The sequence below is a fragment of the Streptococcus suis genome (assembly GCF_017601095.1).
In the GTDB taxonomy this organism is placed as follows: Bacteria; Bacillota; Bacilli; order Lactobacillales; family Streptococcaceae; genus Streptococcus; species Streptococcus suis_Z.
In genome coordinates this window covers 93,800-115,163 of sequence record NZ_JAGFUX010000001.1, presented here as the reverse complement: position 1 = coordinate 115,163, position 21,364 = coordinate 93,800, and the positions used below count along the sequence as shown (strand labels likewise).

General features: G+C 41.6%; 19 protein-coding genes and 1 pseudogene. 2 read left to right on the top strand and 18 right to left on the bottom strand.

Annotated elements, in window-relative coordinates; genetic code table 11:
* Positions 1-3: 3 nt before the first annotated feature.
* The 9 genes from guaC to J5566_RS00550 form a co-directional block, all read right to left on the bottom strand.
* Positions 4-987 (bottom strand): GMP reductase, encoded by a 984-nt coding sequence (gene guaC, locus J5566_RS00590; protein ID WP_208561652.1) that lies wholly within the window; start codon positions 985-987, stop codon positions 4-6.
* A gap of 293 nt (positions 988-1,280) precedes the next feature.
* Positions 1,281-1,904 carry an endonuclease III gene (nth, locus tag J5566_RS00585; RefSeq protein WP_208561651.1) on the bottom strand — a complete coding sequence of 208 codons (624 nt, stop codon included), beginning with the start codon at positions 1,902-1,904 and terminating at the stop codon, positions 1,281-1,283.
* A gap of 74 nt (positions 1,905-1,978) precedes the next feature.
* Positions 1,979-3,049, bottom strand: coding sequence for an ABC transporter substrate-binding protein (locus J5566_RS00580; RefSeq protein WP_208561650.1), 1,071 nt, complete (start codon positions 3,047-3,049; stop codon positions 1,979-1,981).
* Positions 3,049-3,819: an ABC transporter permease gene (locus J5566_RS00575; protein WP_208561649.1), complete on the bottom strand. Its 771-nt coding sequence runs from the start codon at positions 3,817-3,819 to the stop codon at positions 3,049-3,051. Before J5566_RS00575 ends, J5566_RS00580 begins: the two co-directional genes overlap by 1 nt.
* Positions 3,819-4,619 carry an ABC transporter permease gene (locus J5566_RS00570; protein ID WP_208561648.1) on the bottom strand — a complete coding sequence of 267 codons (801 nt, stop codon included), beginning with the start codon at positions 4,617-4,619 and terminating at the stop codon, positions 3,819-3,821. Before J5566_RS00570 ends, J5566_RS00575 begins: the two co-directional genes overlap by 1 nt.
* Positions 4,603-5,757, bottom strand: coding sequence for an ABC transporter ATP-binding protein (locus J5566_RS00565; RefSeq protein ID WP_208561647.1), 1,155 nt, complete (start codon positions 5,755-5,757; stop codon positions 4,603-4,605). Before J5566_RS00565 ends, J5566_RS00570 begins: the two co-directional genes overlap by 17 nt.
* Positions 5,758-5,774: 17 nt before the next feature.
* Positions 5,775-6,683 carry a UDP-N-acetylmuramate dehydrogenase gene (gene murB / locus J5566_RS00560; protein WP_208561646.1) on the bottom strand — a complete coding sequence of 303 codons (909 nt, stop codon included), beginning with the start codon at positions 6,681-6,683 and terminating at the stop codon, positions 5,775-5,777.
* A gap of 122 nt (positions 6,684-6,805) precedes the next feature.
* Positions 6,806-7,669, bottom strand: coding sequence for a homoserine kinase (gene thrB, locus J5566_RS00555; protein WP_208561645.1), 864 nt, complete (start codon positions 7,667-7,669; stop codon positions 6,806-6,808).
* Between the two features lies 1 nt (position 7,670).
* Positions 7,671-8,957, bottom strand: a complete 1,287-nt coding sequence (locus J5566_RS00550) for a homoserine dehydrogenase (RefSeq protein WP_208561644.1) — start codon at positions 8,955-8,957, stop codon at positions 7,671-7,673.
* 92 nt (positions 8,958-9,049) lie between these two features.
* Here J5566_RS00550 and J5566_RS00545 point away from each other — a divergent pair, with 92 nt between their 5' ends.
* On the top strand, positions 9,050-10,003 hold the full coding sequence (locus J5566_RS00545) for a polysaccharide deacetylase family protein (protein WP_208561643.1): 954 nt from the start codon (positions 9,050-9,052) through the stop codon (positions 10,001-10,003).
* Positions 10,004-10,083: 80 nt separating this feature from the next.
* Here the strand turns inward: J5566_RS00545 and J5566_RS00540 are convergent, their stop codons facing one another.
* Entirely contained in the window at positions 10,084-11,235 is a 1,152-nt protein-coding gene (locus tag J5566_RS00540) for an iron-containing alcohol dehydrogenase (protein ID WP_208561642.1), read from the bottom strand.
* 275 nt (positions 11,236-11,510) lie between these two features.
* Positions 11,511-11,849, bottom strand: a complete 339-nt coding sequence (locus tag J5566_RS00535; protein ID WP_105109201.1) for an ATP cone domain-containing protein — start codon at positions 11,847-11,849, stop codon at positions 11,511-11,513.
* A gap of 162 nt (positions 11,850-12,011) precedes the next feature.
* Here J5566_RS00535 and pepF point away from each other — a divergent pair, with 162 nt between their 5' ends.
* Positions 12,012-13,802, top strand: a complete 1,791-nt coding sequence (gene pepF / locus J5566_RS00530; protein WP_208561641.1) for an oligoendopeptidase F — start codon at positions 12,012-12,014, stop codon at positions 13,800-13,802.
* Positions 13,803-13,830: 28 nt separating this feature from the next.
* Here the strand turns inward: pepF and J5566_RS00525 are convergent, their stop codons facing one another.
* The 7 genes and pseudogenes from J5566_RS00525 to J5566_RS00495 form a co-directional block, all read right to left on the bottom strand.
* Entirely contained in the window at positions 13,831-14,433 is a 603-nt protein-coding gene (locus tag J5566_RS00525; RefSeq protein WP_244228906.1) for an alpha/beta hydrolase, read from the bottom strand.
* Positions 14,434-14,445: 12 nt separating this feature from the next.
* Positions 14,446-15,396: a VOC family protein gene (locus tag J5566_RS00520; protein WP_208561640.1), complete on the bottom strand. Its 951-nt coding sequence runs from the start codon at positions 15,394-15,396 to the stop codon at positions 14,446-14,448.
* Positions 15,397-15,599: 203 nt separating this feature from the next.
* Positions 15,600-15,935 carry a Lin0368 family putative glycerol transporter subunit gene (locus J5566_RS00515; RefSeq protein WP_172050595.1) on the bottom strand — a complete coding sequence of 112 codons (336 nt, stop codon included), beginning with the start codon at positions 15,933-15,935 and terminating at the stop codon, positions 15,600-15,602.
* Positions 15,936-15,947: 12 nt separating this feature from the next.
* The gene (locus J5566_RS00510) at positions 15,948-16,301 is read right to left on the bottom strand and encodes a Lin0368 family putative glycerol transporter subunit (protein ID WP_105125392.1); all 354 of its coding nucleotides are present in this window, start codon (positions 16,299-16,301) and stop codon (positions 15,948-15,950) included.
* A 53-nt stretch (positions 16,302-16,354) separates the two neighbouring features.
* Positions 16,355-18,183: pseudogene (gene glpO / locus J5566_RS00505) on the bottom strand (type 1 glycerol-3-phosphate oxidase).
* Positions 18,184-18,204: 21 nt separating this feature from the next.
* Positions 18,205-19,716: a glycerol kinase GlpK gene (gene glpK, locus J5566_RS00500; protein WP_208561639.1), complete on the bottom strand. Its 1,512-nt coding sequence runs from the start codon at positions 19,714-19,716 to the stop codon at positions 18,205-18,207.
* Between the two features lie 206 nt (positions 19,717-19,922).
* Positions 19,923-21,281 carry a helix-turn-helix domain-containing protein gene (locus J5566_RS00495; RefSeq protein WP_208561638.1) on the bottom strand — a complete coding sequence of 453 codons (1,359 nt, stop codon included), beginning with the start codon at positions 21,279-21,281 and terminating at the stop codon, positions 19,923-19,925.
* Positions 21,282-21,364 lie beyond the last annotated feature (83 nt).

Genomic DNA, 21,364 nt, shown 5'->3' with positions numbered 1-21,364 from the left:
CTATTAAATAGAATCACCGTTCCAGATTGAATTTTTCACGATGACATAATCCACGTGTTTCAAGCTGGTGATATCACGACCGCCAGCATAAGAAATGGATGATTGCAAGTCCTGTTCCATCTCTACAAGCGTATCTTTTAAGTGTCCTTTGGCTGGCAGGAGAATTTTCTTTCCTTCAACGTTTTTGTAAGCACCTTTTTGGTATTCAGAGGCAGAACCGTAGTATTCTTTAAACTGTTTGCCATCCACTTCTACAGTCTTCCCCGGGCTTTCGATATGACCAGCAAAGAGCGAACCAATCATGACCATGCTTGCACCGAAGCGGATGGATTTGGCAATATCTCCGTGGGTACGGATACCACCGTCCGCAATAATCGGCTTACGAGCAGCCTTTGCACACCAACGAAGGGCAGCCAGCTGCCAACCGCCTGTACCAAAACCAGTTTTGACCTTGGTGATGCAGACCTTACCTGGACCAATTCCAACTTTTGTTGCATCCGCACCGGCATTTTCCAACTCACGAACAGCTTCAGGTGTGCCGACATTACCAGCAATGACAAAGGTATCAGGCAATTCTTTCTTGATATGCTTGATCATTTTAATCACGCTATCCGCATGACCGTGTGCGATGTCAATGGTAATAAATTCAGGTGCGTCAGCTTTTAAACTAGAAACAAAGTCGTACTCATAGTCTTTTACACCAACCGAAATGGAAGCAATCAAACCTTGGTCATGCATGCGCTTAATGAAAGGAATTCGTCCCTCTTCATCAAAACGGTGCATGATGTAAAAATAACCATCTTTTGCTAGCATCTCTGCTACATCTTCATCCAAAATCGTCTGCATATTGGCAGGAACCACTGGCAGTTTAAAGCTGTATTTTCCAAGAGTTACAGATGTATCTGCCTCCGAACGGCTATTGATGATACATTTATTTGGAATCAACTGGATATCTTCGTAGTCAAAAACAGGTGTTTCATTAAACATGATTTTCTCCTCAGTTCGTTTTCTAATGATTTTTTACATAAGAAAAGCGTATTTGTTCGCCTTTCCTTAACCGACATCTAAAATTATATCTCATCGTTTGGTTTTTGTCAATATCAAAGGCTGTTCACGATGTAACATTCGTTTTTATGCAAAATATTCAAATAAAATCCGGCCGAATATTCGTATAATTTCATTTTAACAGGTTTTTTGTTGAATAATTTTAAAAATGTTCTGATTTAGCTAGGTATTTCTGACAAGAAAATTAAAAAAATCTCCAAAAACTGAAGATTTTTTTAATCAAATTCATATAATTGTGGGAATTTATCACAGTCAGGATTTTTTGGATGACAGACTTCTCGTCCAAAATATATCATAGCCTGATGGGCTGGTAACCACAATTCTGGTGGTAAGACTTCCATGACCCGCTTCTCCGTTTCCAAAGGAGAAGCTGATTTTTTAACGATGTCATGATGTTTGCAGATCCGTCCCACATGAGTATCAACTGCAAAGGCAGGAATGCCAAATCCAACACTCAACACTACGTTGGCCGTTTTTCTACCAACTCCAGCCAAGGCTTCTAATTCCTCACGAGTTTGAGGTACAAGGCCATCATGTCGATCCAATAACTGCTGAGCGCATTCTTTCAAAAATTTGGCTTTATTGCGATACAAGCCCAAGCGAGAAATATAGGGCTCGATGTCCTTTACTTCTGCTGCTGCCATAGCCTGGGGTGTTGGGAAAGCTGCGAACAAACCAGGTGTCGCCTTGTTGACGGCAGCATCCGTTGTCTGAGCAGATAAAAGTACTGCACAGACCAATTCAAAATGATTGCGGAAATCCAAACTTGGTTGAGCATCAGGATAGAGGGCGATAATTTCTTCAATAACTTTTCTTGCACGTTTCTTTGATAATACCATGTCATACTCTTTCTAGTTTTTTTACAATTATATCATGAACCAGGATAAAAGAAAAAGCATCAGATTAATGATGCTTATTTCCGATACATTTTAAACTGAAGGAAGAGGTCATTATAGGCTCCGAGGAGCTTGACTCCAAGGTTGTCATAGACTTCCATGTTTTCCATAGTTTCTTCTGACGGGTAGAAGGCTTCATCGTTCTGCGTTTCTTCATCCAACATAGCCTTAGCTTCTGGAATCGGTGTTGAATAGCCTACATACTCTGCATTACGGTAGGCATTTTCTGGACGAAGCATAAAGGAGATAAAGGCATGAGCACCGTCGATGTTCTTGGCTGTTTTTGGTATAACCATATTGTCAAACCAAAGGTTAGAACCTTTTGATGGTACCACGTAACGAAGGTTTTCATTTCCATCTAGCATCTCGCTAGCCTCTCCTGAGAAACTAACGGCAACTGCTGCTGCATCTTGGATCATGTAACCCTTAATCTCATCTGCAACAATGGCCTTGACATTCGGGGTCAGATTATAGAGATGATTGGCTGCTTCTTCCAGCTCGGCTGGATTTTTGGAGTTAAGACTGTAGCCCAAAGACTGCAAGCCAAAGCCCATGACCTCGCGTACACCGTCGATTAACATGATATTGTCACGGTATTCCTCTGACCAGAGATCTTCCCACTCCTCAGGGGCATTTTCTACCATGGTTTCATTGTAAACAATCCCCAATGTGCCCCAGAAGTAAGGGACAGAGTAGTCATTGTTCTCATCAAAGCTGAGTCCCATAAACTGCGGATCGATATTGTCCAAGCCTTCCAATTTAGACTTGTCCAGCTTGACCAGCATATCTTCCTCAATCATTTTTGAAATCATATACTCTGATGGAACAGCTAAATCATAGGTTGTGCCTCCCTGCTTGATTTTGGTGTACATGGCTTCGTTGGAATCAAAGGTCTGGTAATCAACCTGAATCCCTGTTTCAGCTGTAAATTCTTCAATCAATTCAGGGTCAATATAGTCTCCCCAGTTGTAAATGACCAATTTATCCGTCGTTCCCTGGGTAGACTGCTCTTCCAAATTCTGACTGACTGCCCAGAGAGCAAGGATAATTACCACTACTCCTGCTAGAAATGAATAGAGTCGCTTCATTATTCTGCCTCCTTTTCACGTGAGATAAAGTAATAGCCCACCACTAATAAGATTGAAAAGAGGAAGACAAGAGTTGACAGAGCATTGATCTCCAAAGAAATCCCCTGACGAGCCCGTGAGTAAATCTCAACAGAAAGGTTTGAATAGCCATTTCCTGTGACAAAGAAGGTCACGGCAAAGTCATCCAAGGAATAAGTAAAGGCCATAAAGTATCCTGCAATAATAGCAGGGGTTAGATACGGCAACATGATTTCTCGCAGCATCTGAAATTGGCTAGCTCCCAAATCATAGGCTGCAGATACCATATCCGCATTCATTTCTTTTAGACGAGGCAAGACCATCAACACCACAATCGGAATGGAAAATGCTATATGGCTAAGTAAAACAGACACAAAGCCTAATTGGAAGCCAATCATAGTGAAGAGAATCAAGAAACTGGCACCAATCATAACATCGGGAGCTACCATTAGGATATTATTGATAGACAAAAGAGCATTTTGAAAACGAGGACGAGCCTGATGGATATAAATTGCTCCAAAAGTACCAATAATCGTCGCAATTAAGGAACTAGTGAATGCTAGGAAAAAGGTTTGAGCAAGGATAAGCATCAAACGCTTATCCCCCAGCATGGAAGAAAAATAATCCAAGGTAAAACCAGTAAACCCGTTCATGTCACCGCCTTCGTTAAAGGCATAAGCTATCAAGTAAAAAATAGGAAGATAGAGGACAAGAAAGGCTAGCGTGAGATAAATTTTTGCAAATTTCTTCATTATTTTTTCCTCTCTTTCGTCAACCACATGGTAAAGAGCATGGCCACAATTAAGACGACACCAATTGTAGAGCCCATTCCCCAGTTTTGTGTTGTGAGGAAGTGTTGCTCAATAGCCGTTCCCAAGGTAATTACGCGGTTTCCTCCAATCAAGCGTGTCAACATAAACAAGCTTAAACTTGGAATGAACACCGCCTGCACACCTGAACGAACGCCATTCATAGAAAGAGGAAAAATCACTTTAGTAAAGGTTTGCCAAGAAGTCGCGCCCAAATCCCGACTAGCATTAATGAGATTTGGATCCAAATCATCTAGCGCATTGAAAATCGGTAAAATCATAAAGGGAATTTCAATGTAGGCCGCTACTGCTATGAAAGAAAAATCTGTAAAGAGAATCTGCTGGGCACCAATGCCAACAAACTCCAAGAAGGAATTTATCGAGCCATTTTGACCAAAAATCCCAATGAAGGCATAGGCTTTCAACAAGAGATTGACCCAGGTCGGTAAAATAATCAACATCAGCCACAGCTGCTTATGCTTGAGTTGCGTCAAAAAATAAGCAGTTGGGTATGAAACAAGTAAGGTGACCAAGGTGATAATGCCTGCATAGAAAATCGAGTTGAAACTCATACGCAGGTAAGTCATGTTTGGAGAGTTGAAATAACTCGCGTAATTATCCAAAGTAATATTTCCATCTAAATCAAAAAATGACTTGTAGATGATTAAGACAACTGGAGCTAAGACAAAGAGGAAAACCCATAGAGCATAGGGAATAGCAAACAGTCTAGAGGTTTTCTTCATTTCTCTCCTCCTCGATGGCATTGATCAAGCCATCTTCGACTTCTTCAATTTCCACGTACTCTTCAATACGAGCATCAAATTCTTCTTCCGTTTCGTTGAGACGCATGATATGGATATCTTCTGGCTCAAAGTCAAGCCCAATTACTTCTCCGACAATGGCCTTGCGTGTCGAGTGAATCATCCATTCATTGCCTAGGTCATCGTAGGCAATGATTTCATAGTGAACACCTCGGAAGAGCTGGGTATCCACTTTTACCTGCAACTTGCCTTCTTCTGGTAGAGTAATCTGCAAATCTTCTGGACGAATGACCACTTCGACCTCTTCATTTGGTCGCATACCGCCGTCCACCGCCTCAAAGCGTTTGCCATTGAATTCTACGAGGTAGTCTTCAATCATACGACCAGGCAAAATGTTGGACTCGCCGATAAAGGTTGCAACAAAGTGGTTGATCGGTTCGTCATAAATATCAACTGGTGTTCCAGATTGGACAATCTCTCCTTCATTCATGACGAAAATCCAGTCACTCATAGCCAATGCTTCTTCTTGGTCATGAGTGACAAAGACGAAGGTAATCCCCAACCGCTGCTGCAGCTCACGGAGTTCATACTGCATCTCTGTCCGCAATTTCAGGTCCAAGGCAGAAAGCGGCTCATCCAGCAAGACCACGCGGGGCTGGTTGATAATAGCACGAGCAATGGCTACACGCTGGCGTTGTCCACCAGAGAGTTTCTGGATTGAACGCTTTTCATAACCCGAAAGACGGACCATTTGAAGAGCTTCCGTAACACGGCGCTCAATTTCTGCTTTCTCTACCTTACGCAACTTCAAGGGGAAAGCCACATTTTCAAACACGGACATATGTGGGAAAAGAGCATAGGACTGAAAAACGGTATGCACATCCCGTTTATTGGTTGGAAGATCATTGATCCGTTGACCATCTAGGAAAATATCGCCAGAACTCGCGTCCAACAAGCCAGCAATAATGTTCAAAATGGTTGATTTTCCAGATCCAGAAGCACCCAACAAGGTATAAAATTTTCCTTCTTCTAATGCAAAGTTAATATCCTTGAGAACGGTTGTGCCACTATCTTCAAAAACTTTTGAGACATTTTTAAATTCAATAATTGGTTTTTTCAATTTTCATCAATTCCTTCTTAATTGGCTGACGAATCCTCACCGATGATGCGGACTTCTCTTTCTAACACGATGCCAGATTCTTTTTCAACAACAGAAATCACGTGGGCGATCAGGTCTTCGTAATCTTTAGCAGTACCATTGTCCACATTGACCATAAATCCTGCATGCTTTTCAGAAACTTCAACACCACCGATTCTGTAACCTTTTAGACCAGCTTCCATAATCAATTGACCAGCAAAATGACCAAGCGGGCGTTTAAAGACGGAACCACAAGATGGCCATTCCAATGGTTGTTTCAATTCACGTAAATGCGTTAGACGGTCCATTTCTTGTTTAATAACCGTGTGATTACCTGGCTTCAATGCAAACTTGGCAGATAATACGATGGCACCATTTTCTTGCAAAATAGATGAACGGTAGCCAAAACGCAAATCACGTCCATCCAAAGTTTCAACATATCCAGATGGAGTCAAAACTTGGGCGGAAACCAAGATATGTGCAATCTCCCCACCATAGGCACCTGCGTTCATATAAACAGCACCGCCGATGCTTCCTGGGATACCACAAGCAAACTCAAAACCTGAAAGCGAATGGAACAAGGCTACTTTAGTTGTTTCAATCAAATTAGCTCCTGCTTCTGCCTCGATTGTATAGCCAGAAACGGTCACAGACTTGAGTTCATCCATTCGGATGACAAAACCACGAATACCCCCATCTTTTACAATGATGTTGCTAGAATTACCCAGAACCATCCATGGAATCTGTTCACGATTGGCAAATTCAACAATGCGAACAATTTCATAGCGATTGCGTGGAAATGCCAGGTAATCTACTGCTCCCCCTACTTTAGTATAGGTATAGTCTTTCAACGGTTCGTCGAAACGAATATCGATTCCTTCGAGTTCTTGCCTGATTTTATCTTTCATATTACATCTCTTTTCAAAAAATAGAATATCTAACACATTATACCAAACTTTGGTATGAATTTCCATCCTATTTCCCTCCTTTCTCATTTGACCAAAAGAAAAATCCACCGCGGTGGACTTTCTTATTCTTGGATCTGGATCCCTTCTTGGTCAACTTCAAGAACATGGAGGCTACCATCCAGTTGTAAGGCAGTAATTTTCTCCGAAATACACTCCAGTTTTTCTTTGGCTGCAAGGACCATGACAGTTGGGCCTGCGCCAGAAAGATAGGTCGCATAGGCTCCTTCTTCATGACCAATTTGTTTAATTGGGTAGAATTCTTGAACCAATTTTTGACGAAAAGGCTCATGGAACATATCGGATTCAATAGCCTTACCAGCTGTTTCAATATCCCCTTTTAAAAGGGCTGCAACTGCCACGTTTGCAATGCTACTGGCTGCAACGGCTTTCTTGGCTGATAATTGACTAGGCAAGACACCGCGACTTTCGCTTGTACGCAAGGGGTAATTGGGAATGAAGGCAAGAAAACCTGACTCAGGAAAATCTGCCACAACTGCTGCTACCTTTTTATTGACATAGCTTGAAATCACCAAATTTCCATAAATAGCTGGTGCTACGTTGTCAGGATGGCCTTCTATTTCAGTCGCAATGGTCAACTTTTCTTCCTTTGTCAGTTGAAGGTTTCCAAGTTGGTTTGCCAGTTCAATACCAGCAACAATGACAGAACTAGATGAACCAAGTCCTCGAGCTAGAGGAATATCACTGGTCATCTTAAGCCGATGGGGTTGCAAATTTTTACAAACCTTTAAAGCGGTTTTTATCAATAAATTGTTTTGGTCACTTGGTACGTACTCCAAGTTGTGTTCTATTGCCCATTGGTCTGCCGGTTCAAGAATATCGATATGTAGATACTTGCTCAAGGCAACACCTACTGAGTCAAAACCAGGACCAATATTGGCACTGGTTGCAGGTACCGTAATTCTCATATTAATCTCCCAAAACTTTGAAGGTATTTTGAACTTCAACAGCTTCCGCTGCAGCTAGTTTAGCTTGTACCTTTTCCAACTGGGTTTTACTCATTGCGTGAGTAACAATGACTACACGTGCCTGGTCTCCAAGTGAAGCATCTTGCAAGATTTGTTTAAAGGAGATGGATTCGCTATTGAAGATTTCAGCCAAGCGAAGTAAGGTACCAGTCTTGTCAGGTGCTAAGATAGAGAAATAGTATTCACTCACGACATCCTCAGGTTTGGCCAACTGTAGCGGACGACTGTATTCATTAAAGGCTTTGCCAACAGTATTATCATTCAAGCGACGAACGATCCGAACGATATCTGCCACAACACTTGTTGCAGTTGGCTTTTGACCTGCTCCTGGTCCGTAGTACATGGACTCGCCAATTCCAATTGATTCCACAAAGACGGCGTTCATGACCCCGTTGACACTTGCAAGGGGGTGTGATTTTGGTAAGAAGGTTGGAGATACTTCGGCTGCAATACCAGAGGTGGTTTCTTGAATATCACCTACGAGCTTGATAACGTAGCCCAGCTCTTGCGCTACCGCTACATCTTCTGGTGTGATTCCTGAGATGCCCTTGTGTGCAACTTGTTCAAAATCAATGGTCATACCAAATGCAAATTGACTCAAAATCACAGCCTTGTAAGCCGCATCGATTCCTTCAACGTCATTGGTTGGGTCTGACTCTGCATAACCCAATTCCTGAGCTGTTTTTAAGGCTTCATCATAGGTCCATCCTTCGTCGACCATTTTAGTCATCATGAAGTTTGAAGTACCATTCAATACTCCAAGAACGCGGGTAACCTTATCAGAAGTAAGCGAATTTGCCAAGGTCCGCAAAATTGGAATACCGCCAGCGACTGCTGCTTCATAATAAAGAGCTACACCCATATTTGCAGCCAATTCGCGCAATTCACCACCATGAACAGCTAGTAAGTCTTTGTTTGCAGTAACAACATGTTTCCCTGCTTCTAATGCACGGCTAATGAAGGTTTTAGCAGGCTCGATTCGGCCCATTAATTCTACAACAATTTGAATTGTATCATCAGATAGAATATCATCAATATTGGTTACAAAATGATAATCATGTCCAGCTGCAAGCAATCGTTCCTTTTCCGCTTGGTCTTTCACCAAAACCTTTGCAACTTGGATGTTTTCTTTAGCAGCTTGTTGAATTTTCTCAGCATTTTCCTTCAACAAAAACGGAACACCACTCGCTACTGTTCCAAAGCCTAAAAGGGCAATATTAATTGTCATAAATACTCCTTAAAATCTATTTTTCCCATTATAGCACAAATTTTTAGAAAATTCTGCTACAATAGATTTATAAATAAATATAGGAGGAAAAAATGACCACCAAGCACACACGATTCAGTCGCAGATACAGGAGGAAAAGCGGCCCCAAACTTACCCTTTGGCTAGGCATGCTCCTCAGTCTTTTATTTATCCTTGGAACCATGATTCTTTTTATCAGAGGTAATAGTCTTTTCAGGCAGGATAGTCAAGCAAGCACTCCCATCTCTAGCTTTGTAACGAGCTCAACCACAAGTGAATCCCAAGCAAGTACTAGTCAAGATGACAGCACAAACTCTTCTGATATTCTTTGGGAGCAACAAGCAGAGTCGGTTAAAATCCCTATTCTTATGTATCATGCCATTCATGTCATGGCCCCTGAAGAAAGTGCCAATGCAAATTTGATAGTGGATCCAACTACTTTTGAAACCCATCTCCAAGCCTTGCAGGAAGCCGGGTATTATAGTTTGTCTCCCGAAGAAGCCTATAAAGTGTTGACGGAAAATGTCTTGCCTGCTGGAAAAAAAGTGGTTTGGTTAACTTTTGATGACAGCCTCTGGGATTTTTATGAAATTGCCTATCCGATTTTGAAAAAATATAAAATGAAGGCTACCAACAATGTCATTACTGGTCGGACAGAAAGTGGTATGACCGGCCACCTCACACTTGACCAATTGAAAGAGATGCAAGCAAATGGCATGTCCTTCCAAGCCCACACCGTGACACATCCTGATTTGGAATACTCGAGTTTAGAGGACCAGACAAGTGAACTTCAACTTTCCAAGACCTACCTAGACACCAATCTCCATCAAGATACCCTTGCAGTGGCCTATCCAGCTGGGCGCTATTCAGCCGACACCTTAGCCATCGCTGAAAGTATAGGTTACAAGTTGGGCGTCACTACCAACGAAGGGCTTGCTTCGGCTGCTGATGGCTTACTCAGTCTCAATCGTGTCCGCATCCTACCAATCACCACTCCTGAGACACTCTTACAAACAATTACACAGTAAGATATATAAACAAAAATCGCACCCCATTTTTGAGAGTTGGGGTGCTTTTTTATTCCTCGAAATCTATAACAAATAGACATCTAGAAGAGTTCTTTATAGAAGGCAATGGTCTCTTCCAGGGTCGGCATAAATGGATTGCCTGGTGCGCAGGCATCAATCAAGGCATTCTTGGAGAGGTATTCAAAGTCGAAGTCTTCCTCTTTAATGTCCAGTTCTGTTAATTTCTTCGGAATGCCAACTCTAGCAGACAATTCTTCAATTTGTGCGATGGCGTAGTCTGCGCATTCCTCATCAGACTTGCCTGCAATATCAAGTCCCAAGGCTTTTGCGACGTCACGGAAGGCAGCTGGTACACGTTTGGCATTTTCACGCTCGATGATTGGCAAAATCATGGCACAGCAGACGCCATGTGGTAAATCATATACAGCCCCCAACTGGTGTGCCATAGAGTGAACATAGCCTAGACCAGCATTATTGAAACTCATACCACCAAGGAAAATAGCATGGACCATAGCTTCCCGAGCTTCAATGTCCTGTCCATTCTCAACTGCACGAGGCAAATATTCCTTGATCAGTTCAATTGCACCCATAGAAAGTTTCTTAGTCACGCCATAAGCACCCGGTGTTACCAAAGCTTCAATAGCATGGGTCAAGGCATCCATACCCGTTGCCGCCGTTAAAGCTGCTGGTTTAGAAAGCATAAGTTCTGGATCATTAACTGACATCACAGCCAAGCTATTCTTATCTACCATTACCATTTTCACCTTACGTTCCTCGTCCGTAATAACATAGTTAATGGTAATCTCAGCAGAAGTACCTGCAGTTGTATTGATAGCGACAACTGGCAAGCCTTTTTTCTCCGACTTATGAAGACCTTCATAATCTTGAGGTTTTCCGCCGTTTGTTGCCATAATGGAAATACAGCTTGCCGCATCCTGTGGAGAGCCGCCACCAACCGAGATAATGAAATCACAGTCATTTTCCTGCAAGACTGCCAGTCCATCGTAGACATTTTTACAGGTTGGGTTTGGGTCCACATGACTGAAGACCACATAATCTACACCTGCTTCATCAAGCGGCTTGGTCACTTTGGGTAGAATATCACTTGTTAGCAGAAATTCATCCGTCACAAGCAAAGCCTTCTTGTAGCCCAGTTCTTTGACATAGCCACCGATTTCATTGACACAACCGCGACCAATCAAGTTGACAGCTGGAACATAAAAAGTTGCCATAGCAAAACCTCCGTTTAATATATATTATTATGTTTTCTATACTATTAGCATACACCTTTTTCCTAGCTTTTTCAATTAATATGTGAAGTTTTTCTCAATTAATTCACGAAAATAAAAGAAGGTAAATAACGCATTCTATCCTCGATTAATTGAATGCCACCAAGAATAATGAAATACGACACTAGTCATATAAATGATTAACCTAGAATTCTATTTAATAATCAATCAGCTCAACTAAAAAAACGACCAACAAATAGTTGGACGTTTTCTTTGAATTAACGAATCTGTTCAAATCGCAAATGTACAACAATCTTATCTGCATAGCCATTGCGTTCCAAATCACGTTGCAAACGATAAGAAATATAATGTTCAGCAATGGTAATATAGCCTGCATCCAAGAGACGATGCTCAACTTGTGACTGAACCATGCTAATGGTTGGACGTTCTGTATGAGCTTCTTCCAAGTCTAGCACGACTTTTTTAGTCACTTGCGCTAGGTTCTTCCGCCATGTATCGTCGATTACATATACAGTTTGAGCTGCCTTAATAATGGCTTGGTAAATCTTTTCTGGGTCGAATTCTACAATTTCACCACTTCGTTTAATAACCTGCATATCTAACTCCTTTCCGGTTTTCAGTAAACCCTTTCATACTATAATTATCTACGTTTTTAAGCATTTTGTCAAGTTTTCTTTTCATAAATTGGTCTATAATAATTTTTCCTCAAACCAATTCTTATGTTATAATGTAGCTATCAATAAGAAAAGGAGAAATATATGACTTCTGCAATGCCAAAGCGTCAAGAAATTGATGCGCAATTAACTTGGAATACCGATTTGCTATTCCCAACACCTGAAAATTACAAAGAACAATTGGTTGCTTATACAAATCAAGTCACTGCCTTCGAAACAAACTTCAAAGGAAAACTAACAGACAAGGAAACCATTGTAGCTGCTCTCAAAGAATATGAGAAAATCGTTATTCTGGATAGCCGACTTTCCCACTATGCATTTTTGCCACTTGAAGTCGATAAGATGAATACTGAACTTGCTAGCCTTGCCAACGAATATGACTTGGTTGCAGCTAAGACTCTTCCAAAACGTGATTTCCTCTATTCTGAACTTGGTCAGTTAGATGAAGCCTTTCTTCTTGAATTAAAAGATGAACAACCACAATGGGCTGCATTCTTTGACGGCATTCTCCGTGACAAGCCGCACCAGCTTCATCCACTTCAAGAAGAATTGCTAGCAAACTTTGCACCAACCTTTGGTCAGCCTTATAACAACTATGGTGTGACAAAGTTTGAGGATATGACCTTTGACAACTTTGAGGCAAATGGCGAGACGCTCGGAAACAGCTATGTACTTTTTGAAAATGATTATGAACTCAGCCACGATACCGAAATCCGTCGCAATTCCGCGGCTAGTTTCTACTCAACCTTGAAGAAATACAAGAATACAACCGCAGCAACTTATTTGTCTCACATCAAGAATGAGCAAATCGAAGCTCGCTTGCGTGGCTTTGACAATACCATTGACTTCCTCTTACATCGTCAAAACGTATCCCGTGACCTATTTGATCGTCAGATTGATGTCATCATGAAGGAATTGGCTCCTCACATGCGTCGCTATGTGAAATTGGTTGCCAAGGCTCATGGTTTGAATAAAATCACTCATGCTGACTTGAAAATCAGCTTGCCATCGGAATACAACCAACGCATTACTCCTGAAGAATCCAAACAATTCTTGATTGACTGCTTGGGCATTCTTGGTGAAGATTATGTGAAAATGATTGAACAATCATTTGATGAGCGTTGGATTGACTTTGCTCAAAACGAAGGCAAGGCAACAGGTGGTTTCTGTGCTACTCTTTATGATGGACCATCCTATATCCTCCTTTCATGGACAGGTTTGATGAACGAAGTCTTGGTTTTGGCTCACGAATTAGGCCATGCTGGACATTTCCAATGGGCGAAAAAACAAAGCGTACTTAGCTATGAACCTTCACTTTACTTCATCGAAGCTCCATCAACTGCTAATGAAGTCTTGACCTGTAACACCCTTTTGAAAAACAACCAAGACCCTGGCTTCCAGGCTTACTTGATCAGCGAGTTGATCAGCCGTACTTACTTCCACAATATGGTGACTCACTTGCTTGAAGCAGCCTTCCAGCGTGAAGTCTATACTCGTTTGGATAATGAAGAATACCTCAATGGTGATATTCTCTGCCAAATCAAGTTGGATGTCATCAAGGAATTCTGGGGTGAAGACTTTGAAATCGGTGATGATGCAGGTCTTATCTGGATGCGTCAACCACACTACTACATTGGTTTGTATCCATATACCTACTCAGCTGGTTTGACCATCGGTACAGCCATGGCAAAACAATTGGAAGAACATCCTGAAGAAGTTGTTGAAAAATGGTTGGAAACCTTGTCACTGGGTGCTAGCCTTTCTGCTCAGGACCTTGCTAAGCACGCAGGTGTTGACGTTTCAACTGACCAACCACTTAAAGAAACTATTGCTTACGTCGGTTCCTTGGTGGATAAATTGGAATCACTAATCTAAGACACATAAAAGACTTGAACTTATTAGTTCAGGTCTTTTTGTCTATTCTTTCTTGATACCAATTTTTTATATAGGTCAATTCATCCTGACTTAAAAAATGTCCCTTGTCAAAACGAGCTAGGTTGGCTTTGGAAAAAGCTGACGCTTGCCAATCTACTACAAGATTTTCAAGAGCCAATGGGTCAATTAACACATCATTCTGACCTAACGTAAATAAAAGTTCTGCTCTGCTATTTTCCATAGGAAAAGCATAATCTAAGGCTGAGGGATGGAGTAAGATATAATTGTCCGCCAGGTTTGACTGCTTGGTCAACAAGCCCATGATGAAATTAGCACCGTTTGAAAAACCTACGAAAGTAATCTGACGATAATCTCGGATGTCCAAGTCCTGCCAAAAATCCAGAAAAGCCGACAAGCGCATTTCAAAATCGACAAGATCCAGCTGACCGTCGATCAGCGGTGCAAAGAACCGCCTTTCCCTGCCTTGGCCCCAACTTCCATCCAAGGAAAGGACAAAAGCTTCTGGATCCAGCTGTTGGCGGAGAAAGAGCATGGAGTCCTTGTTGCCACCTGTGCCATGGAAAAAGAACAAAAGACTAGGACTGGTCCCTTTGATGAAGCGATAATCCATACTTCATTTCTCCTAATAACGTTGGGAGAGATTTTTTTCGATAACCTGTCTGTCCTCTTCAAAGAAACTTGGCAAGAACAGTTCAACTTTATCTAGTAACTTATCTTGTCTTGGCATGGCAGCCTCTCTTTCGCCAGTCATGGTCGCGACCTCAAACATAAGGTAATTTGGCGCGCGGAAGTACAAGGAATGAATGAAATCTCGATTTATGATACCAGAATGTGGACGATTGATGAGATTTAATCGGCTAATCAGATCTTCCAAATCAGACTCATCTAAGACACCAAATGCAATATGATGAATAGCCCCAACTCCCAATACACTGATTGGAGACTCTTGGTCTAAAATCAAATAAAGGCGATGCTGGAAGGTGTTAACAAAGAGCAGAGAAATCACTAAATTATCTTCAAAAACAAATCGACCTTCCTCGACGAAACCAAAAGTCTCTGTCAATAAAGATAACAATTCTTTTTCTTCACGAATCCGCATATGTAGACTGGCGATGCCAAGAATAGCATATTCCAACGGAATTCCATCTGTTTCATATGGAAACATTTCACCGACAGATTCATGATAGGTCAATCCAAGCAATTGTCCATCTTCATCTTGGAAATTCAGAATATGCCCATTTCCAAAAGCAAGAATTCCTTCATTTTCCACTTCCAAATCTGTCAACCTTTTCTGCCAAAATTCCAATGCCTCAAAATCTTTTACCAGAAAAACAGTTCTTTCCAAGCGATTGGTTCCGTTTCGATGACTGGGATGGTTAGGCATATCAAAAATGGTGTATTCCGTTCCAAAACGACCTTCATCATCACCAAAAAAAAGATGATACATGCTTGAATCTTCTTGATTGACTGTTTTCAAGGTCAATTTCAAACCAAGAATATGATGATAAAAATGATAGGCTTGGTGTATGTTCCCTACCAAACTTGAAATGTGATGAATACCTGTATTGTTCATAGCTTTACCTCGATAGTTAATATGAATGTATTTTATCACTAATTAGTTATAAAATCAAGAAAAATGCACAAAGAAAACACCTGAATGACTTCAAGTGCTTCTAGGAGATTATATGAAAAAGATGATTTTATTATAAGGCACTTTCCTTAAAACAATCTAAACCAAAAACAACTAGAAAAAAATGTTCTAGCTGTTTCTATCTATTATAAAATGAAGGAGAGGATTAAGCCACCTAGGATTCCACCTACAAGTGCTGCAAGTAGATTATTTGTCGCTTTACCAACTTTACCACCTCTGGCTGCCGAAGCAACAAATAAGCCGATACCTGCTGCCAATCCCATGTCAACCCAAACTGCACCAGACTGGGTCATGAGTCCAACACCGTGGTTAAGGGTCCAAATTGTTCCGACAATCATAGAAGCTGCCATCCATCCTCCAATGGCACCCCAGTGCTCAACCATTTTTCCCCACATCAGGCGAATGACAAATGGGAAGATAAAAGCACCTACAATTGTTGCGATTGCTTGTTGAATTGTCATCTCTACTCCTCCTTAATCTTTTTCCATATCTTCTTCGACTTTTGCAGCAACCAAGCCACCCAAAACAGCACCTACTGTAATCAGAAGAATGGTTGGAAGAGAATCTGCCAGTGTTCCAAATCCATTGAGAAAGGCATCACGGAAAATACCACACAGCGCAATTCCCAATCCCATATCAACAAAAGCTGAATCAGAATCGTGTTTGATTAGACCTAGATAGTGGTTCATAAACCACATAGGTCCAATGATAATAAAGGCTGCAAAGTAGCCACCTGCTATGCCATAGGCTTCCGCAAAGGCTCCCCAAACACTCATGACAATCATACCGGCAATCATATAGCCGATTGTTGAACGTAAAAATTTCATAATTCCTCCTTTGGATATTCTAATCTACTACCTTGTAAATCAGATAAATTATATTATGCTTGTTTCAAATATGCCAAATCATTCTTAACGAGTGTATCAGCTAGCAATTGTTCCTGTTGAGTCACTTCCTCCTCAGACCAAGCATAATAGGCTGCCATTTCCTTGATGATTTTAGGTGCTACTGCATCCAATTGTTCTCGCATGAAGAGCATATAGTTTGTTCTACGAAGCAGATAATCCACTACTGTTAAGGTCATTTCTTCTTTCATGGCATAATGAAGAGAAAGCAAATCACGTTGATTAAGGTCAGACACAGCCTCTACTTTATGGTTCAAGGCAAAAACTTTAGGTGCATTTGAACCGTACAAGTTAGCAAGGTAGAGTGCATCCTCGTAATCCAAACCTTTTTTCACCCCTAATTGTGCCAAGTGTTCGATTTCTTCTGCTACATTAGCTGGGTTCAATTCACCACCAGATACAGGATAGGTCTTGGAATTGATGAGTTTAAAGCTACGCCCATGTTCTTCTTTTAGAATGCTTGCCACTTTTTCAAGTGCACCTTCTGCCATCTTACGGAAGTCAGTGATTTTACCACCGGCAAGTGTGAGTAAACCATTGTCATCACGGTCAAGGGCAGAACCACGCGATACAGCAGACGGATCCAAGTGTTTTTCAGAAACACTACCTTCCAGATGAGTCAAATCGTGTTCCACATCATCACGGGTCTTTTCATTGTTCAAGTAACCTTTGACTGTTTCAATTAAGCTGTTGAAACTATCATCGCTGAGTTTTCCATTATTGCCACCATTGTAGTCAGAAGCACCATTTCCAGATAAGAGGGGACGAAGACCAGCCCAGCCACTTTCAATATCATCCAAGGTCAAGTGTGCTTCTGGGAAACGATTGTTAACGATATCCAATAGATAATCGACATCTTCTTGAGTGACCGTTGGGTTTGCCAAATCGCCTGTATAGTCCGTATCTGTCGTACCAAAATAGGTTTTGTTTTCACGAGGAAGGACAAAGACCATACGGCCGTCAGCGTGACCAGTGTCGAAATAGGTTGGCTGAGGGACAGACAAGCGAGAGCTATCAACAACTAGATGCACCCCCTTGGTTGGACGCATTTGGAGAACACCTGAGCCTTCTCCTCCAAGATTACGCACTTCGTCACTCCATGGTCCTGTTGTATTGATGACCAAACGCGCACGGATTTCAAAGGTGCTGTCTGTCAGCAAATCACGAGCGATGATTCCGACAACTTTTCCAGCCTCATCCTTGATGAATTTTTCCGCTTTGACACGGCTGGCAATCAAGGCTCCGTCTTTGGCTGCACGTTTGATATTTTCAATTACCAGACGAGCATCATTGTTACGGAAGTCAAGATAAACACCACCACCAAGCAAGCCTTCTTTTTTCAAATGCGGTGCTCGTTCCAGCACTTCTTCTCTCGTCAACACCTTATTGGCAAGGTCAGTATTGTTGACACCAGCCAACAAATCATAGAGATCCATAGCCACTTTCAAGCGGAAGAGGCTAAAGGTAGATCCTTCTTCATCGTAAACTGGAAGCAACATTGGGTCTGGTTTGGGAATGTGAGGTGCAATATTTTGCACTACTGCACGTTCTGAAACTGTATCTGATACTACTTCTACATCAAACTGTTTGAGGTAACGAAGCCCACCGTGAACCAACTTGGTTGAACGACTGGATGTCCTTCGGCAAAGTCCTGCATTTCAATCAAGCCAGTTTCCATACCACTAGCAGTGGCTTGGAGGGCAACACCCGCCCCCGTAATACCACCACCAATAATCAAGAGATCCAACTGTCTATCTTGCATTTTTTCAATCGCTAAGCGACGTGTTTCTTTTGAAAATTCCATGTTTTCACACTTTCTAACTTTTTACTCTTCATCCAATTGTGCAAATAATTGCGTTGCAGCAACTGCTTTTTTCCAGCCTTTATAGAGCTGTTCTTTGCGTGCTTCATTCATTGCTGGCTTGAAGGATTGACCAACTGCATTCAATTCCTTCAATTCATCCAAGTCCTTCCAGAAACCAACTGCTAAACCTGCTAAGAAGGCTGCACCAAGTGCAGTTGTTTCCAAGTTTTTCGCACGGGCAATCTCAATACCAAGGATATCTGCCTGGAATTGCATGAGAAGACTGTTCATAGCCGCGCCACCATCAACCTTCAAGACAGAAATGTCGATACCTGAATCAATTTGCATGGTATCAATAACATCTCGCACCTGGTAGGCAATAGATTGAAGAGTTGCTTTCACAAAATCTTCCTTGGTTGTTCCACGCGTCAAGCCAAAGACTGAACCACGCGCTTCTGAATTCCAGTATGGAGCTCCTAGACCAGTAAAGGCTGGCACAACATAGACTTCATCATTGCTGGTTGATTTGCGAGCCAACTCTTCAGATTCTGGTGATTCTTTAACCATTCGCATACCGTCACGAAGCCATTGCACAGCTGATCCTGCGATAAAGATTGACCCTTCGAGTGCATAGTAAACTTTACCGTTGATACCATACCCGATTGTGGTCAAGAGGCTATTTTCAGAAAGCTGCATTTCCTCACCCGTATTCATTACGATGAAGGAACCTGTTCCGTAAGTATTTTTCACCATACCTGGTTCAAAGGCCAACTGTCCAAAGAGGGCTGCTTGTTGGTCACCTGCCATACCTGAGATTGGAACTTCTGCACCGTAAAAGTGGAATGGTGCTGTTGTTCCGTAGATTTCTGAGTTGGAACGAACTTCTGGCAGCATGGCTTTTGGAATATTGAGCAGTTCAAGGATTTCATCATCCCACTTGAGTTCCTTGATATTATAAAGCATGGTACGAGCTGCGTTTGAGTAGTCCGTCACATGGCACTTGCCGTTTGTCAACTTCCATACCAACCAAGTATCAATAGTGCCAAAGAGGATTTCACCTTTTTCTGCACGTTCTTGGGCTCCAGGAACTTGGTCCAAAATCCAACGAACTTTTGTAGCTGAGAAGTAAGCATCAATGACCAAGCCTGTTTTCTTATGGAAAAGGTCAGCATAACCATCTTGTTTTAACTGTTCTGCAATATGTGCTGTCTGACGAGATTGCCAGACAATGGCATTGTAAATTGGAAGTCCTGTTTCCTTGTCCCAAACAACTGTAGTTTCGCGTTGGTTGGTAATCCCAATCCCCTCGATCTGGTCTGGACGAACACCACTTTCAATAAAGGATCCCGCAATAACAGACTGAACGGAATTCCAGATTTCATTGGCATTGTGTTCTACCCAACCTGGTTTAGGGAAAATTTGAGTAAATTCTTTTTGGTAACTACCCACTTTCTCACCTTTTTTGTTAAAGATGATGGCGCGTGAACTCGTTGTACCTTGGTCGATGGCCATGATGTATTTTTCTGTTGACATTTCCTGTCCCCCCTATTTTTTGTTTTTGAAAACGCTTCCGTTTTCCTTGTGACTTTATTGTAAACTATTTTGTGAATTTTTCCTTATCATTTTTTTTACATTTTACAAAAAATCTGATAAAACACTCTTCTATCAAGGCTTAAACCAACTTATGAATCATACAAAACATGCAAAAACTTCCTAGATTTTTCTAGGAAGCTGATTGATTATCGGCGCTCAATCTTATAATACTCTCCTTCCAACAATCGCTTGGCTCGGTCAAATTTTTGAAGATGTAGAGAGGAAATAATCTTTTTTAGAGCGAGAATATCATGTTGATGTGGATAGGAAAAAAGCTGATATGTATGAGAGCTAGTCAGGGGGTAATCCAAGCATAAAATCAGGTCATAGTCTTTTCCTTCTTCGAAGAATTCAAACTGTAGAGCACCATTTCCATCTAATTCCTGTTGCAAGTATTGGAACAAGGGAAGATTCCTTACTTTGGAATAACTAGAAGCCAAAGCAAGGCGAACCTTAGTTCTCTCAACTTGTAAGAGATAGACAATGAGTTGGACCATGGCTTGAAACTGCTGGTCAGCAATTGGTTTTGACACTTGCTGAAACCAATTTTCTTGAACTGAAATCAGTATGTGCTTGGTTAAATCCTGTAAGGCTGTTGGACATGATGGGCATTCTTCGAAGCCTGTTTCAATCCAAGATTGAAAAAAATAGAACTGACTTAAGAGTTGATTGAGTTGATAAAGGCTCTCTTCTTCCATCATCAACTCCATCTGCATTGAAGTTTTTAGTTCCTGAAAACTCCAACTGGTCGCTTCCATGATTGGGCCACCAAAGCCTAGCAATTGCTCTAATTGATGGGCAGCCAAGATACCTTGACTAAATAGAAAAGCAAAAATCGTCATGGTATCTCTTTCTTGAAAGGAGCTTGATTTTTGTTGACTCATGGTGAGAAAAAGGCTGCGCAATTGACGGTAAAATTTATGCTGGTGATAGGGCTTCATTCTTTCATAAGTCGACTGGAAATCCAGATCCTTTAAGCGCATGCGTTTTTGAACCAAGGTCAACCAGAGAGCCAATTGGTGGGCTTGACGAGGATTAAAGGATGATTGATACTGTCTTTCAAAAATAGGTAAGTAGGCCAATTGTTCCTGGTAAACCCGATCCAGTTCAAAATCAGAGGCCGGCTGGGTTAGCCACAGCAAATGAAAATAGAAATAGCGGATCTGTAACTCACTCCCCTTTAGTTTCCCACCCTTGATTCCAATTTGAAATTCCTTTAGCAGTTTATTAAGACTGGCTAATTGACGGCTAATCGTTGCCTCACTAACCAACAATTCCTGAGCCGATTGTGGAATTGATACATCATTGCGATCGAGTAAACAAAGTAAAAGCTGGTAGCGTAAGCTCGGACGACAGAGATAGCCCAATAATTCCTGACTAGACAAACTTGCAGACCGTTTCAAAGTAAGACTTTCGTCTTCTAAGGAAAATTCCAAGCCTAGTTCATCTACGCCCGCATCTTCATTAAAAGTTGTAATATAGCGAAGAAGTGTTGATCGTGACACATCAAGACGTCGGCATGCCTCTTTCAAACTAAGAGCATATCCCCATCTTTGTAAATCTATTATCAAGTGTAGTATGGTGCTTT

Excerpts from the sequence above, each read along its gene's own strand:
- guaC (WP_208561652.1), bottom strand. The coding sequence starts at position 987 with ATGTTTAATGAAACACCTGTTTTTGACTACGAAGATATCCAGTTGATT.
- nth (WP_208561651.1), bottom strand. The coding sequence starts at position 1,904 with ATGGTATTATCAAAGAAACGTGCAAGAAAAGTTATTGAAGAAATTATC.
- J5566_RS00580 (WP_208561650.1), bottom strand. The coding sequence starts at position 3,049 with ATGAAGCGACTCTATTCATTTCTAGCAGGAGTAGTGGTAATTATCCTT.
- J5566_RS00575 (WP_208561649.1), bottom strand. The coding sequence starts at position 3,819 with ATGAAGAAATTTGCAAAAATTTATCTCACGCTAGCCTTTCTTGTCCTC.
- J5566_RS00570 (WP_208561648.1), bottom strand. The coding sequence starts at position 4,619 with ATGAAGAAAACCTCTAGACTGTTTGCTATTCCCTATGCTCTATGGGTT.
- murB (WP_208561646.1), bottom strand. The coding sequence starts at position 6,683 with ATGAAAGATAAAATCAGGCAAGAACTCGAAGGAATCGATATTCGTTTC.
- thrB (WP_208561645.1), bottom strand. The coding sequence starts at position 7,669 with ATGAGAATTACGGTACCTGCAACCAGTGCCAATATTGGTCCTGGTTTT.
- J5566_RS00550 (WP_208561644.1), bottom strand. The coding sequence starts at position 8,957 with ATGACAATTAATATTGCCCTTTTAGGCTTTGGAACAGTAGCGAGTGGT.
- J5566_RS00545 (WP_208561643.1), top strand. The coding sequence starts at position 9,050 with ATGACCACCAAGCACACACGATTCAGTCGCAGATACAGGAGGAAAAGC.
- J5566_RS00540 (WP_208561642.1), bottom strand. The coding sequence starts at position 11,235 with ATGGCAACTTTTTATGTTCCAGCTGTCAACTTGATTGGTCGCGGTTGT.
- J5566_RS00535 (WP_105109201.1), bottom strand. The coding sequence starts at position 11,849 with ATGCAGGTTATTAAACGAAGTGGTGAAATTGTAGAATTCGACCCAGAA.
- pepF (WP_208561641.1), top strand. The coding sequence starts at position 12,012 with ATGACTTCTGCAATGCCAAAGCGTCAAGAAATTGATGCGCAATTAACT.
- J5566_RS00525 (WP_244228906.1), bottom strand. The coding sequence starts at position 14,433 with ATGGATTATCGCTTCATCAAAGGGACCAGTCCTAGTCTTTTGTTCTTT.
- J5566_RS00520 (WP_208561640.1), bottom strand. The coding sequence starts at position 15,396 with ATGAACAATACAGGTATTCATCACATTTCAAGTTTGGTAGGGAACATA.
- J5566_RS00515 (WP_172050595.1), bottom strand. The coding sequence starts at position 15,935 with ATGACAATTCAACAAGCAATCGCAACAATTGTAGGTGCTTTTATCTTC.
- J5566_RS00510 (WP_105125392.1), bottom strand. The coding sequence starts at position 16,301 with ATGAAATTTTTACGTTCAACAATCGGCTATATGATTGCCGGTATGATT.
- glpK (WP_208561639.1), bottom strand. The coding sequence starts at position 19,716 with ATGTCAACAGAAAAATACATCATGGCCATCGACCAAGGTACAACGAGT.